This is a genomic window from Xenorhabdus taiwanensis (assembly GCF_036512875.1).
Taxonomy (GTDB): domain Bacteria; phylum Pseudomonadota; class Gammaproteobacteria; order Enterobacterales; family Enterobacteriaceae; genus Xenorhabdus; species Xenorhabdus taiwanensis.
In genome coordinates this window covers 178,189-192,067 of the sequence record NZ_AP028978.1, presented here as the reverse complement: position 1 = coordinate 192,067, position 13,879 = coordinate 178,189, and the positions used below count along the sequence as shown (strand labels likewise).

At 44.4% G+C, this 13,879-nt stretch carries 12 protein-coding genes; 8 read left to right on the top strand and 4 right to left on the bottom strand.

The features are described 5' to 3' along the window. Nucleotides 1–9: 9 nt before the first annotated feature. Nucleotides 10–918 (bottom strand): glycine--tRNA ligase subunit alpha, encoded by a 909-nt coding sequence (glyQ, locus tag ACE1SE_RS00820; RefSeq protein WP_374052256.1) that lies wholly within the window; start codon nt 916–918, stop codon nt 10–12. Between the two features lie 193 nt (nt 919–1,111). Between glyQ and ACE1SE_RS00815 the strand changes: the two genes are divergently transcribed. Next, nucleotides 1,112–1,696: a DNA-3-methyladenine glycosylase I gene (locus tag ACE1SE_RS00815; protein WP_374052255.1), complete on the top strand. Its 585-nt coding sequence runs from the start codon at nt 1,112–1,114 to the stop codon at nt 1,694–1,696. Between the two features lie 109 nt (nt 1,697–1,805). After that, on the top strand, nt 1,806–3,062 hold the full coding sequence (locus tag ACE1SE_RS00810; RefSeq protein ID WP_374052254.1) for a valine--pyruvate transaminase: 1,257 nt from the start codon (nt 1,806–1,808) through the stop codon (nt 3,060–3,062). A gap of 354 nt (nt 3,063–3,416) precedes the next feature. Here ACE1SE_RS00810 and ACE1SE_RS00805 read toward each other — a convergent pair whose 3' ends face one another. After that, nucleotides 3,417–5,078 carry a putative transporter gene (locus ACE1SE_RS00805; RefSeq protein WP_374052253.1) on the bottom strand — a complete coding sequence of 554 codons (1,662 nt, stop codon included), beginning with the start codon at nt 5,076–5,078 and terminating at the stop codon, nt 3,417–3,419. A gap of 370 nt (nt 5,079–5,448) precedes the next feature. On the opposite strand from ACE1SE_RS00805, the gene ACE1SE_RS00800 reads away from it, so the two are divergent. Continuing rightward, complete coding sequence (locus tag ACE1SE_RS00800; RefSeq protein WP_374053549.1) at nt 5,449–5,796, top strand: YceK/YidQ family lipoprotein; 348 nt, start codon at nt 5,449–5,451, stop codon at nt 5,794–5,796. 78 nt (nt 5,797–5,874) lie between these two features. Here ACE1SE_RS00800 and ACE1SE_RS00795 read toward each other — a convergent pair whose 3' ends face one another. Then, nucleotides 5,875–7,164: a YidR family protein gene (locus tag ACE1SE_RS00795; protein WP_374052252.1), complete on the bottom strand. Its 1,290-nt coding sequence runs from the start codon at nt 7,162–7,164 to the stop codon at nt 5,875–5,877. Between the two features lie 135 nt (nt 7,165–7,299). Between ACE1SE_RS00795 and ACE1SE_RS00790 the strand changes: the two genes are divergently transcribed. Then, nucleotides 7,300–7,917 carry a trimeric intracellular cation channel family protein gene (locus ACE1SE_RS00790; RefSeq protein ID WP_074020083.1) on the top strand — a complete coding sequence of 206 codons (618 nt, stop codon included), beginning with the start codon at nt 7,300–7,302 and terminating at the stop codon, nt 7,915–7,917. Nucleotides 7,918–7,951: 34 nt separating this feature from the next. Here the strand turns inward: ACE1SE_RS00790 and ligB are convergent, their stop codons facing one another. After that, nucleotides 7,952–9,721 (bottom strand): NAD-dependent DNA ligase LigB, encoded by a 1,770-nt coding sequence (gene ligB, locus ACE1SE_RS00785; protein ID WP_374052251.1) that lies wholly within the window; start codon nt 9,719–9,721, stop codon nt 7,952–7,954. Nucleotides 9,722–10,054: 333 nt separating this feature from the next. Here ligB and gmk point away from each other — a divergent pair, with 333 nt between their 5' ends. From gmk to trmH, 4 genes are read left to right on the top strand one after another with little or no spacing between them, the layout of a single operon-like run. Continuing rightward, nucleotides 10,055–10,678 (top strand): guanylate kinase, encoded by a 624-nt coding sequence (gmk, locus tag ACE1SE_RS00780; RefSeq protein WP_374052250.1) that lies wholly within the window; start codon nt 10,055–10,057, stop codon nt 10,676–10,678. 54 nt (nt 10,679–10,732) lie between these two features. Then, on the top strand, nt 10,733–11,008 hold the full coding sequence (gene rpoZ, locus ACE1SE_RS00775) for a DNA-directed RNA polymerase subunit omega (RefSeq protein ID WP_374052249.1): 276 nt from the start codon (nt 10,733–10,735) through the stop codon (nt 11,006–11,008). An 18-nt stretch (nt 11,009–11,026) separates the two neighbouring features. Next, nucleotides 11,027–13,141 (top strand): bifunctional GTP diphosphokinase/guanosine-3',5'-bis pyrophosphate 3'-pyrophosphohydrolase, encoded by a 2,115-nt coding sequence (spoT, locus tag ACE1SE_RS00770; protein WP_374052248.1) that lies wholly within the window; start codon nt 11,027–11,029, stop codon nt 13,139–13,141. Between the two features lie 5 nt (nt 13,142–13,146). Next, nucleotides 13,147–13,872 (top strand): tRNA (guanosine(18)-2'-O)-methyltransferase TrmH, encoded by a 726-nt coding sequence (gene trmH, locus ACE1SE_RS00765; RefSeq protein WP_374052247.1) that lies wholly within the window; start codon nt 13,147–13,149, stop codon nt 13,870–13,872. Nucleotides 13,873–13,879 lie beyond the last annotated feature (7 nt).

The window sequence follows — 13,879 nt, the reverse complement described above, 5'->3', positions numbered from 1 at the left end:
GATGGCCTCTTATTTCTTGTTACACATAGGGAAGCCAAGCGCCTCACGGGAGGCATAATAAGCTTCAGCAACCGCTTTGGTCAGGGTACGGATGCGCAGGATATAGCGCTGACGTTCTGTCACAGAAATCGCTTTGCGGGCATCCAACAAATTGAAGGTATGACCCGCTTTTAAAATGCGTTCATAAGCCGGCAATGGCAGCGGAGTTTCCAGCGCCAGTAATTCCTGAGCCTCTTTCTCATATTGCTCAAAGCAGGTAAACAGGAAATCCACATCGGCGTGCTCGAAGTTGTAAGTAGATTGTTCAACTTCATTCTGGTGGTAAATATCACCATAGGTGGTTTTACCCAACGGGCCATCGCTCCATACCAGATCGTAAACGCTATCCACGCCTTGAATATACATGGCAAGACGTTCCAACCCGTAAGTAATCTCACCAGTCACTGGCTTACACTCAAGGCCGCCAACTTGCTGGAAGTAAGTAAACTGGGTGACTTCCATACCATTCAGCCAAACTTCCCAACCCAGCCCCCATGCGCCCAAAGTTGGGTTTTCCCAGTTATCTTCAACAAAGCGGATATCATGAACAGTCGGATCGAGCCCTAACGCTTTCAAAGAGCCAAGATAGAGTTCCTGAATGTTATCTGGAGATGGCTTGATGATAACCTGAAATTGATAGTAGTGCTGGAGGCGGTTTGGGTTTTCGCCATAACGACCGTCAGTTGGACGACGCGAAGGTTGCACATAAGCTGCGGCAATAGGCTCTGGTCCCAAAGCACGCAGACAGGTAATAGGATGAGAGGTTCCTGCGCCGACTTCCATATCCAGTGGTTGGACAATGGTACAGCCTTGATGCGCCCAGTAATCCTGTAATGTCAGGATGAGCCCCTGAAAGGTTTTGGTATCAAACTTTTGCATGTTGAACCCGCACGCGATACATATGAATTTAAACGAAAGAAGCCAGTATACCCTCTGGATGTAAGATATACAGCACTGATCACTCTCAATTTTGCCGCGATATAAAAAAATCTTATCCGAGTCTCTTTGCTTGTATATTTATACAACTAACATTAGTGTGATTATCAACCATTATCTGAGGTAAGTGCAATTCATGAACAAGGAAATAACACGCTGCGGTTGGGTAACATCCGACCCTGATTATCTGGCCTATCACGACAACGAATGGGGAACCCCTCTGAGGGATAGCCAGCAACTTTTCGAACTGATTTGTTTGGAAGGACAACAAGCGGGTTTATCATGGTTCACCATCCTGAAAAAACGAGAAGGCTATAGAAAATGTTTCCATCAGTTTGATCCGACCAAAATCGCCAAAATGGATGAAACTGACGTCTGGAGACTGATAGAAGAACCGGCTATCGTGCGTAATCGAGCCAAAATCAATGCAATTATTCACAATGCCCGCGCTTACCTAAAAATGTCTGAACAAGGTGAAGATTTCAGCACTTTTATCTGGCGTTTCGTTGATAACTCTCCACAAATTAATCACTGGCAAAATTTATCAGAAGTTCCTGCCAAAACGGCAACTTCCGATGCGCTTGCACAAGCACTGAAAAAACGCGGATTTAAATTTATTGGCAGCACCACCTGCTATGCGTTTATGCAAGCAGCGGGTTTGGTAAATGATCACCTCGTAAATTGTTTGTGTCGAAAATCAGTTACTGTGATGAAAAATTAAAATTAGTGTATAAAAATAAACAAAAATACCACTTTTACCCCATTGCACCCTGGTAATGAGCAGAGTATGGTGTTTTCTTCTCATCCAAAAAACAGACGCTAACGCCATTATGAAATTTTCGCAATTCGGGAACAAATTTACACAAAATTCGGGAATTACCCGTCTGATGAATGATCTCAACCAAGGTCTGAGAACGCCTGGTGCAATTATGCTAGGTGGCGGTAATCCTGCACATATTCCAGAAATGGATGAGTATTTCCAGCAGATATTGGCTGACATGGCGTTAGGCGGTCAATTAAGCGAAACCCTATGCAACTATGACGGGCCACAAGGGAAAAACACCTTGATCGCGGCGCTGGCGCGAGAGCTAAGAGAAAAGCTCGGTTGGGACATTCACCCACAAAATATTGCCCTGACTAATGGCAGCCAAAGCGCCTTTTTCTATCTGTTTAACTTACTGGCAGGTCGCGCTGACGATGGCTCAATAAAACGCGTTTTGTTTCCTCTTGCTCCAGAATATATTGGCTATTCGGATTCGGGTTTGGATGAAGGATTATTTGTCGCTAATAAGCCAAATATTGAATTACTGCCCAACGGCCAATTCAAATATCACGTTGATTTCGATCACCTGAATATTACCGAAGACATTAACCTGATTTGTGTCTCTCGTCCTACCAACCCAACAGGCAACGTGATCACCGACGAAGAACTACTGCGTCTGGATAATCTGGCTCAACAGCACCAGATCCCCCTACTGATAGACAATGCCTACGGTGTGCCATTTCCCGGTATTATCTTCAGCGAAGCCACCCCGCTGTGGAATCACAATATTATTTTGTGTATGAGTCTGTCCAAACTGGGCCTGCCAGGTTCCCGCTGCGGTATCATTATCGCTAATGAAAAAATCGTCAGTGCTATCAGTAATATGAATGGCATTATTAGTCTGGCTCCAGGGGGAGTTGGGCCAGCTATCGCCCTGGAAATGATTAAGCGCAACGACCTCTTCCGTCTGTCACAAAATGTTATTCAACCGTTTTACAAGCAACGGGTAGATAACGTGATTACTATCATTCGGCGCCATATATCGGAAGATCGTTGCCTTATCCATAAACCGGAAGGTGCCATATTTCTCTGGCTCTGGTTCAAGGATTTACCAATCACGACGGAAGAGCTTTATCAGCGGTTGAAGAAACGCAATGTACTGATGGTGCCGGGACATTTCTTCTTTCCGGGATTGGAACACGATTGGTCACATGCCCATCAATGTATGCGAATGAACTATGTTCCTGATATTGAGAAGATCGAAAAAGGTATTCGTATTCTGTCTGAAGAGATTGAGATAGCACACCAGGAAGCAGAACGCTAATCTTGTATCGCAATCTGTCCTTAGCAATAAAATAAAAAAAAGCTCCCTCATTTTAGGGGGAGGGAGCAAGATGATAACGAGGACTTTTACCTGCGAACAGGACAGTAGTTATTAGAATCCAAAAAGAATTCTTCACACACAATAGGAAAGGAAAACACTCCCTGTTTTTATACCTTCCCTGAACTGCGTATATTTAACCAGAAAAAATTTATTCTAATGAATTGAACAAGCAGGGATTTTTTACTTTAAACTACCTCTACTATCTCAAATTGAAGCCAAATTAAGACAATTGGGCAGCATTCTGTGATCTAAAGCACATTTAATAAATCAAACAATTATACTTAATGAACTAAATCATAAGGCCCAGAAAATAACAGCTAAAATTTGGGGAGACATAATCCTTAAAAACATTACCAATGGATATACTGTCGCATATGACAATGCCGCTGCCCCGCTGGTACTATGAATCCCATTAGCAAAAGCCAGAGCAGGAGGATCTGTCATAGCACCTGCCAGCATTCCACATAAACTGAGATAATTCATTTTAATAACAATACGTGCCAGCAAGCTCACGACTAACAGGGGGACTATTGTTATCAATGCACCATAACCAATCCATGCCAACCCTTCGCCATGCACCAGTGTATTAATAAAATTACCGCCAGATTTCAGCCCTACAACCGCCAGAAACATAACAATCCCCAGTTCGCGTAATGCAAGGTTCGCACTGGGAGGCATAAACCAATAAAGTTTACCAATCGTGCCAATCCGACCCAAAATTAACGCAATAACCAAGGGTCCTCCTGCCAGTCCTAAGCGTAACGCGGCTGGAAAACCTGGAATAAACAGAGGAACCGAACCTAATAAAACCCCTAACCCTATTCCAATAAATACAGGCAACATCTGAACTTGCTGGAGTTTTTGCTGTGAGTTACCCAAAAGCTTTGTGACAGCTTCTACGGCTTCAGGACGACCGACAATATTCAGGATATCGCCGAACTGTAAACTGGCATTATTACTGGCAATCAGTTCAATTCCTGCACGATTAAGGCGTGTGACGACAACATCATATTTCTGTTTTAAATTGAGCGCCCCAAGCCTCTGGCTCAATACTTCATCATTCGTCACCACAACCCTGACTGATTGAAAAATATCACTGGCAGTAGACAAGGAAATATCAACCTCTTCCCCAATGACCAGCCTGACCTGATTCAATGCTTCGCGCTGCCCCACCAGATACAGCAGATCACCATTCTGAATCACAGTCGTTGGCTGGGGAACCATCAACAAATCCTTCCGTTTTAGGCGGGAGCATACCACTGCATCATTATTATTGAGCAAGGGAATATCCTGCATCATTAATCCATTCAAATTTGGATTACGTACAGCGATATTCATTGTCTGGAGCAGTTCTCGCCCCTGATTGTTCTGGTTATCAAACGATCTGGCCTCCTGTTCAATGCTTACTCTGAAAAAAAGGCGAACCAACCACATAACCAGCAAAATACCACAAATTCCCATAGGATAAGCCATCGCATACCCCATACCCATTTGGCTAACCAGTGAAGAGTCAGATCCTAAATCTGCCAGAATTTGCTGCCCTGCTCCTAAAGATGGTGTATTTGTCACTGCACCGGAAAAAATACCTAAAATAATAGGCAAAGGAATATCAAAAAATTTGTGAATCATTGCAGCAACTAATCCACCAATAATGACAATCAGGACAGCAAAACTATTTAATTTAAGGCCAGACACTCGCAGGGAAGAAAAAAAGCCCGGTCCAACTTGAATGCCAATAGAATAAACAAACAGAATTAAGCCAAATTCCTGAATAAAATGCAGCATGTCATTACTGAGAGACAGAGAATACATCTGGGCAAAATGACCAACTATAATCCCACCAAATAAAACACCACCAATGCCAAAACCAATACCCCGTATTCGCCAGTTGCCGACCCATAACCCCAATGCGGCAGAGAGCGCCAGCAAGCTCATTGTCAATGCAATATCACTCATGACCCGCTTCCTTTACCAAAGGTTAATCATTCGGAAAATTACTAATTTTCCCTTATCCTTCATAAATGATGGCGTTGCCATCAATTAAATATTGGCAGGAATTAACCGTAAGTTATGTGTTTTAAACCACATATTGTGTGCTTTGAACTTAAAAAAGAAATTTAAACTCACATCACAAAAAATTATCAAATTTAGCGATAAATGCTATAGCAAACTGAATATTACCTGACTATAGTAAATAGTATTAAAAGGTAAACAGCATTAAAGGGTAAATAGCTTTAAAATACCTGTCATGCTTTGGAAAAGTGGCGTTAATAGCGAATAAAGTATTTGAACATTGGCAAATTAACTCATTGAGATCATGGAAACGATGAAAAATTGTAAAGCGCTTCTATTACTATGTGCCACATCAGGATGGTTACTGGTTACTGGCTGTTCCAGCATCATGACCCACAGCGGGCCCTATCAAGGTTATTATTCTGGAGCAAAAGCCAATATTGGCATGTTGCAAAATGACAAAACGGGATGGCTTATAAAGCCCTTGCTTGCGATCGACCTGCCGTTTTCTGCCTTCTTAGACACGCTTCTGCTTCCCTACGATTATGCCCGTTCCGATCAAGATAGCGCAGAGCAATCCCCCAAACATCGTATAGAGCAGCTCGATAAAAAGCCAATCGTCATACTGCCTGCACCAGAAACTGTAGACCACGATACTTAGAACAGAAACTATGGACTATGTCTGCGTATTATCGGGCATCGCCATTAATCGGCAATGCCCATTCTGCTCTATTTGTTTTCAGATAATCCCTGTTTCCACCACAAATATCTGTCGATAACCGTCAATATCACGCATAAAAGCGACATAACGATCATCCGGTGATATCACTATCGCATCAGCCGAAGGTGCATCATCAGTGCGCTCGGTTAAACGCTGCATTTCTCCAGTCTGGCTATCACAGAGGACAACACTATTGTCACAGACGCAGGCAATAAACCGCCCACGGCTATCCCAACTAAATGCGGATTGTATACTGTTCTTGCTGTAAGTTACCTGTGTGGGTTCACCACCATTTGGTGAGACATACCATAACTGAACAAGCCCTTCTTTATCTTTCATCAGAAAACAGATTTTACTGCCATCTGGCGATGTTCTTAACCAATGACGTGGAACATTCACCACCCCCGGCCAGCGATTATCGTGCGTAAAAGTCAGGCGTTTCTGTTTCACTCCCGCAGGCGGTGCCGGTAATGTTGTTTCTGTACCAGCCAAAGGTTGGCCGCCCGCAACAGCATAATCATCGTCATTTTCAGGCAGATCAACGAGATAAATTTCCGGTATTTTTTCGCCATTGGTGGCGTATGTATCCCCAATAAAAGCCAGTGCCCAGCGTTGCCATTGACCATTATCTTTGCGATATCCTCGCTGCCCAATCCATCCTTCTTCATAAGCTCGATTGATGTCATCACTGCCGGGATGCGGGCAGGCCGTAGTCTCGCTAACCACAATCGAGAAATAACTACCATCATATTCTCTCGGATGTTTTTTGGCTGGCATTACAGCTCGCAAAGGAACGGCCACCGCCACATTACGTAAATCAAGCGCAGGATCTAACTCATGCATAACATGATCATTGTAGGTAAAACTTAGACGACTACCATCGGGGCTGAAAATGTGGACATGTGTTCCACCGCGTAAAGCGCCAGCGGTATAAGGTGGAGTGATATCCATGGCATCAATGTTAATTGCCACACTTGGCTGCATATCGGAAACAATGACACCACGGCGATGATGAAAATCATATTGCCACTGCGTATCAGGTTTTTCAGGGCCATGAATAAAGGCATAACGAACTGGCTCTTGCGGACTCACAGTCACAACACCGACATGGGCGCCATCCTTTGCCTGATAGATAATTTCAGTTTGTCCATGATTAACATGAATTTTTTCTATCGTTAAACCGGTAAAAGATGCACCATCGGGACGAACATCGTATACCAACCATTGGCTGTCTGGCGTCCAAACATTTATATTAGTTATCTGATGGCTACGGTTATCGAATGTAATCTGACGTTCCTTAAAAACCATTTTACTGCCTTATTTTGCGAGGTTTCGGATAATAAAAACTAATTTTATTCAAATTTGGCTAAAAAATTTCAGTCGAGACGTTATTATTTCAACAGTACCCTTTACTTCTACGTTATATTTCATGTAATTAAATTTATGCTACTCAGTGTCCTTTACATTATTGGTATTACGGCTGAAGCCATGACAGGCGCCTTAGCCGCAGGTCGTCGAAAAATGGATGTATTCGGCGTTATCATTATTGCTTCCGTGACAGCCATCGGTGGTGGCACCGTCCGTGATATTATTTTGGGGCACTATCCCCTCGGCTGGGTAAAAAATCCAGAATATATAGTGACCGTTGCCTGCGCTGCCGTGCTCACTATCTGGGTTGCCCCCATGATGAAACACCTACGCCGTCTGTTTCTTATTCTTGATGCCATTGGCTTAATCGTCTTCTCCATCATAGGTGCACAAATCGCGTTGGATATGCACTACAGCCCGATCATCGCAGCCATTGCCGCCGTCATCACTGGCGTTTTTGGGGGTGTACTGCGCGATATGTTTTGCAATACCATCCCCTTGGTATTCCAAAAAGAGATTTATGCCGGTGTCTCTTTTGCCGCCGCCTGGCTTTATATTGCTTTACTACATACACCATTACCTCCGGACATCGTCATCTTGATTACGCTAGTTGCGGGACTGGCTGCACGATTGATTGCTATTCGTTATCGTCTTGGATTACCTATCTTCAATTACGATGGCACAGACCACTGATACCGCAGTGAATCGCTGGGGCAACCTTTTGCCCCTATTCACTGAATACCTCTTGTTTATTCTCAATATCCTGTAAAGACAAAATATGGATTACCGCCTTAATCTCAGGGTGCTGTAAAAAGGTCAGGATTTTTTCTCTTTGTTTTACTGTTAACGCTCGTTCCGCCTTTACATCAGACAATATTGTTTCCCACTGCCATCCCAGTTTATCTGCTTGTTTATCAGCAAGGTGCCTGGCATAAGGCAGACCAATAGCTTCATACCATAGTGAAAGTGGCTGTAACTTTGCCTGTTGAAATTGGGAAAAGATCAATTCTGCACGTTTAGTTCCAATATTGGTCACTCCCTCAAGCTGTTGCTTATCCAAATCCAGCCAAGCTGTTAAATCTGCCACCAGTCCATGTTTTACCAAAGCTGACCACGTTCCTTGTCCGACGCCTTTCATTTTCAATTTTTCCCCAAGCCATGTCAGGCGAGCGATAAACTGTTGCTGGCAATAATGATCGTCATTAATTTTATTTTGATGATCGAGTGTCAGGCAGCTCAGGAAATGATAATCTTGCTCATTGGGTGGTTGAATGTCAGGGCGTTCCGCCATACGCCACACCACTTTATCGAGTTTAGGTATACCATGCCCCGCCAATGCCACCGTAATTTTATCGCCAGGATAAACATTCCACTGCGTCCAACGTTTGATCGAACCGATGTTGACCCGACTCACCTGTTTATCATCTACCTTTACTTTCTCCAGATCTAATACAACGGATATTCTTCCTGTTCGACCTATTGTGAAATTAATACCTTTTACGGTTGTTATTTGCTGCCGCAGTGGATATTTCCATGCTACCGCCCAACTGTTTGATCCGGCTCGCCATTGTCGGCCTGTCGGTTCAATCTCTTGGCGTAACACGACACCATCCGTGGCAAAAGGCAGAGGCTGGACAAAATAATCTTTCCATCTTTTTTCGGCATCTTCTGCTGTGGCAATGGAATGGCTATATTGTTGTGTGATGGGAAAACCCATTGCAGCCAATTCTTCCAGTTTCACTGCCATTTCATTTGGTCCATCCGGCCAGCCCCAAATAAAAATACCAACTTGTTTCAGTTCCGGCGTTGGAGTCTTACGTATCATTAAGCCCGCAACTTTACCGCGCGCACCCTGACTCCCCGAAGCAAACTGCCGATGTTGTTCCTGCTGCCAGAAAAGCTCACCTTGTAATACCAAATGTTCAGGGGCATTTTTAATCCGCTGGGGAATACTGGGAATAAACTCGCTTTTCTCCATCCAATTTATTCCTTCAATACCATCACCACGGCTAATTAACTGCACTAATTGCCCTTTTTCATACACCAAAGTCACCGCAACACCATCAATTTTAGGTTGCAGCCACACCCCCGTGCGCCCCTGCAACCACTGTCGAATCTCCTGTATTCCTTTCAACTTATGCAAGCCTGTATGTTGGACCGGATGAAGCTGCTTTCCTGCCTGTCGCACAGGGATCACAGACGTGTCGGCAACAGAGCTAATAGAGGTCAAAGCGCTGTCTGATCCGTGAATTAAGCAACTTTGCCAAATTCTCAAGGTTTCTAATAATTGTTCATAAATTTCATCATCTATTTCACTTATTCCCTGCTGGCGATAAAGATGATCCCACTTAGCTACCTGTTGTGTCAGGTGCCTAATTTCATGCTGAAATTTTTCTTGTTGCCAATCAGGACACTGAACCTTGTTTGCAAATGCCATTGGTATACCAGATAGCAATATCCATACTGTTATTAACAAACTGATGAGAAAATTAAGCATCCTTGCTCCTTGGTTTCCTTAAAACGGCTTCCTAAAAATTGATTCCAAAACACGGGCAGAGAATAAAAAGCAGGAGAATTTTTACCAAGTGGCAAAAAAGAAGTTTGCGATAAGTTTCGAAAAATAAATATGCAATTTCTGCAACCGATTATTTTTGCTGAAAATGTCTCGCAAAAAATTTCATTAATGCCAATTTGTTAAGAAAATATTTTGGTGAAATACCTGTTGGCATGTATTGTAGCGCTGCATGGATTAACGTATCCGTGTATACTATGTGGGATCTTATATTCCTGCGCTTGCATTTATTTATACCCAATCAGTCAAGAAATCATCATGAACCAAGGAACGTTATATATTGTTTCTGCGCCGAGTGGAGCAGGCAAATCAAGTCTTATTCAGGCTTTATTAAAAACCCAGCCCTTGTATGACACTCAGGTTTCTGTTTCACATACAACACGGCAAGCTCGCCCAGGCGAAAATCATGGTGAACACTATTTTTTCGTCACGGTGGATGAATTTCAAAATATGATCAACCATGATGAATTTTTGGAATATGCCTGTGTTTTTGGTAACTATTACGGCACATCCCGAAAAGTCATCGAAGATACACTCGCCAGTGGCGTTGATGTTTTTCTTGATATTGACTGGCAAGGTGCACAGCAAGTCCGCCAGAAAATGCCAACAGCTCGCAGCATTTTCATTCTTCCACCGTCTAAGGAAGAGTTGCTCCGCCGCCTGCGTGGGCGCGGTCAGGACAGCGAAGAAATCATTGCCAAACGAATGGCTCAGGCTGTCGCGGAAATGGAACATTACAACGAATATGATTACGTCATCATCAATGACGATTTCAATACGGCATTGGCCGATTTACAATCTATTATTCGTTCAGAGCGTCTACGATTAGATCGTCAGACCCAGCGGCATGATGCCTTAATCAGCAAATTATTGGCAGACTGAACCAAGTTTCAGTATTATGCCCAGTCATTTATTTATCTGTGGAGTAGCACTCATATGGCACGCGTAACTGTTCAAGACGCAGTAGAAAAAATTGGTAACCGTTTTGACCTGGTGTTGGTCGCTGCTCGCCGAGCACGCCAATTGCAAGTAGGTGGCAAAGATCCCCTCGTTCCAGAAGAAAACGATAAGATGACTGTTATCGCCCTGCGTGAAATCGAGCACGGTCTTATCAACAACAAAATTCTCGATGTTCGTGATCGCCAGGAACAGCAAGAGCAAGAAGCCGCAGAAATCAAAGCCGTTTCTGCCATCGCTGAAGGTCGTCGTTAATTTTACGGTAGGTCTGCCTTGTATCTGTTTGAAAGCCTGAATCAACTGGTTCTGAAATATTTGCCTGAAGATCAAATTGATCTGCTTAAACAGGCCTATGTGGTTGCGCGGGATGCCCACGAAGGGCAAACCCGTTCCAGCGGTGAGCCATACATCACTCACCCCGTCGCCGTTTCTTGTATTCTGGCTGAAATGCGCCTTGACCATGAAACACTTATGGCGGCACTTTTGCACGATGTTATTGAAGATACTCCTGCAACATTTCAGGATATAGAACAGTTATTTGGCACGGCCGTTGCCGGATTGGTGGAAGGTGTATCCAAGCTGGATAAACTAAACTTCCGCGACAAAAAAGAAGCACAGGCTGAAAACTTCCGCAAAATGATCATGGCGATGGTACAGGATATCCGCGTCATTTTGATCAAACTGGCAGACCGTACACACAATATGCGTACCCTTGGCTCCCTGCGCCCCGATAAACGGAGGCGCATTGCCAGGGAAACGCTGGAAATTTATAGTCCTCTGGCTCATCGTCTGGGTATTCATCACCTAAAAACAGAGCTGGAAGAACTTGGGTTTGAGGCCCTGTATCCAAACCGTTACCGCGTGATTAAAGAGGTCGTGAAAGCCGCTCGCGGTAATCGTAAAGAGATGATCCAGAAAATTCTGTCGGAGATTGAAGGCAGGTTAACGGACGCCGGCATTAAATGCACAGTCAGTGGCCGTGAAAAACATCTCTACTCAATCTATCGTAAGATGCGCCTGAAAGAACAGCGTTTCCATTCCATCATGGATATTTACGCCTTTCGTGTCATCGTCAATAATCTTGATACCTGCTACCGCGTATTGGGGCAAATGCACAGTTTGTACAAACCACGCCCCGGCAGAGTGAAAGATTATATTGCCATCCCCAAAGCCAACGGCTACCAATCCCTCCATACTTCCCTGATAGGTCCGCATGGAGTGCCCGTCGAAGTTCAAATCCGCACCGAAGATATGGATCAAATGGCGGAAATGGGGGTTGCCGCACACTGGGCCTATAAAGAGCAAGGAGAATCCGGTACAACTGCGCAAGTGCGAGCCCAACGCTGGATGCAGAGCCTGCTGGAACTCCAGCAAAGTGCCGGCAGCTCTTTTGAATTTATTGAAAGCGTTAAATCTGATTTGTTTCCTGATGAGATTTACGTTTTTACCCCTGAAGGGCGAATTGTTGAGTTACCGGCTGGCGCGACCCCTGTCGATTTTGCTTATGCCGTCCATACCGATATCGGCCATGCCTGTGTTGGTGCACGCGTTGATCGGTTACCTTATCCTCTCTCACAAACACTTAGCAGTGGGCAAACGGTCGAAATTATTACTGCGCCAGGGGCTCGCCCTAATGCTGCATGGCTGAACTTTGTCGTGAGTTCCAAAGCACGTGCCAAAATTCGCCAGTTACTGAAAAACCTGAAACGGGATGATTCCATTAGTTTGGGGCGTCGTTTACTCAATCATGCACTCGGTAACGGCACGAAAATTGCCGATATTCCACAAGAAAATACCAACAAAGAACTGGCAAGGATGAAGCTTGCTACTTTAGATGATTTGTTGGCAGAAATCGGATTGGGTAATGCCATGAGCGTGGTTGTCGCCCGCAACTTATTATTGGGCTCACCAGAGAAAGGATCGCACAACAACGGCAATCCTTCCCGTAAACTGCCAATCAAGGGTGCTGACGGCATTTTGATTACCTTTGCAAAATGTTGTCGCCCAATTCCAGGCGACCCGATTATTGCCCATATCAGCCCCGGAAAAGGTTTAGTAATCCACCACGAATCCTGTCGCAATATCCGTGGATATCAGAAAGAGCCGGAAAAATTCATGCCCGTTGAGTGGGATAAGGATATCAATAGCGATTTTATTGCTGAAATTAAAGTCGATATGTTTAACCATCAGGGGGCACTGGCAAATCTGACTGCTGCCATTAACGATGTAAACTCCAGTATTCAAAGCATGAATACAGAGGAAAAAGATGGCCGCGTCTATTGTGCTTTCATCAGGCTGACAACCAAAGACCGTATCCAGCTGGCGAATATCATGCGTAAGATACGTATCATGCCAGACGTGATGCGAGTCAGCCGTAACCGAAACTAGAGGTTATGAATCCTAAACGTTACGCGCGCATTTGCCAGATGATGGCGATGCGTCAACCTGACCTGACAATCTGTTTAGAAGAAGTTCACAAACCCCATAACGTATCCGCCGTTATTCGTACTGCGGATGCTGTTGGTATTCACCAAATCCATGCTATTTGGCCTGCTGAGCAATTAAGAACCCAGCTCTCTTCGGCGGCGGGTAGCAATAGCTGGGTTCAGGTGAAAACACATTCCACGATTGAACAGGCTATTCACCAATTTAAATCTGATGGAATGCAAGTGCTGGCAACCCATCTTTCTGATAAAGCCGTCGACTTCCGGCAAATTGATTACACTAAACCTACCTGTATCATTATGGGGCAGGAGAAAAAAGGTATCTCAAAACAAGCCATTGCCTTGGCAGATCACGATATCATTATCCCGATGGCAGGTATGGTGCAATCACTGAATGTATCTGTCGCCTCTGCCTTGATTCTGTATGAAGCACAACGACAGCGCCAATTGGCAGGCATGTACCAACGGGAGAAAAGCATTCTGCCAGAAGAGAAACAGCAAAGGTTACTGTTCGAAGGAGGATATCCCGTGTTGGCTACTGTTTCTCGTCGTAAAGGTCTGGAACAACCTTTGATAGATAAACAAGGGCAAATTATCGCAAGTGAATTATGGTGGTCAGCTATGCAGGCAACATCAGCCGCGCAAGAAACAACTGCACCATCAGCAAGGAAATAAATCACAC

Bases quoted from the DNA above. Each gene is read 5' to 3' on its own strand.
- gmk (WP_374052250.1), top strand. From the start codon at position 10,055: ATGAACCAAGGAACGTTATATATTGTTTCTGCGCCGAGTGGAGCAGGC.
- glyQ (WP_374052256.1), bottom strand. From the start codon at position 918: ATGCAAAAGTTTGATACCAAAACCTTTCAGGGGCTCATCCTGACATTA.
- ligB (WP_374052251.1), bottom strand. From the start codon at position 9,721: ATGCTTAATTTTCTCATCAGTTTGTTAATAACAGTATGGATATTGCTA.
- ACE1SE_RS00790 (WP_074020083.1), top strand. From the start codon at position 7,300: ATGCTACTCAGTGTCCTTTACATTATTGGTATTACGGCTGAAGCCATG.
- rpoZ (WP_374052249.1), top strand. From the start codon at position 10,733: ATGGCACGCGTAACTGTTCAAGACGCAGTAGAAAAAATTGGTAACCGT.
- ACE1SE_RS00815 (WP_374052255.1), top strand. From the start codon at position 1,112: ATGAACAAGGAAATAACACGCTGCGGTTGGGTAACATCCGACCCTGAT.
- ACE1SE_RS00810 (WP_374052254.1), top strand. From the start codon at position 1,806: ATGAAATTTTCGCAATTCGGGAACAAATTTACACAAAATTCGGGAATT.
- ACE1SE_RS00805 (WP_374052253.1), bottom strand. From the start codon at position 5,078: ATGAGTGATATTGCATTGACAATGAGCTTGCTGGCGCTCTCTGCCGCA.
- trmH (WP_374052247.1), top strand. From the start codon at position 13,147: ATGAATCCTAAACGTTACGCGCGCATTTGCCAGATGATGGCGATGCGT.
- ACE1SE_RS00795 (WP_374052252.1), bottom strand. From the start codon at position 7,164: ATGGTTTTTAAGGAACGTCAGATTACATTCGATAACCGTAGCCATCAG.
- ACE1SE_RS00800 (WP_374053549.1), top strand. From the start codon at position 5,449: ATGAAAAATTGTAAAGCGCTTCTATTACTATGTGCCACATCAGGATGG.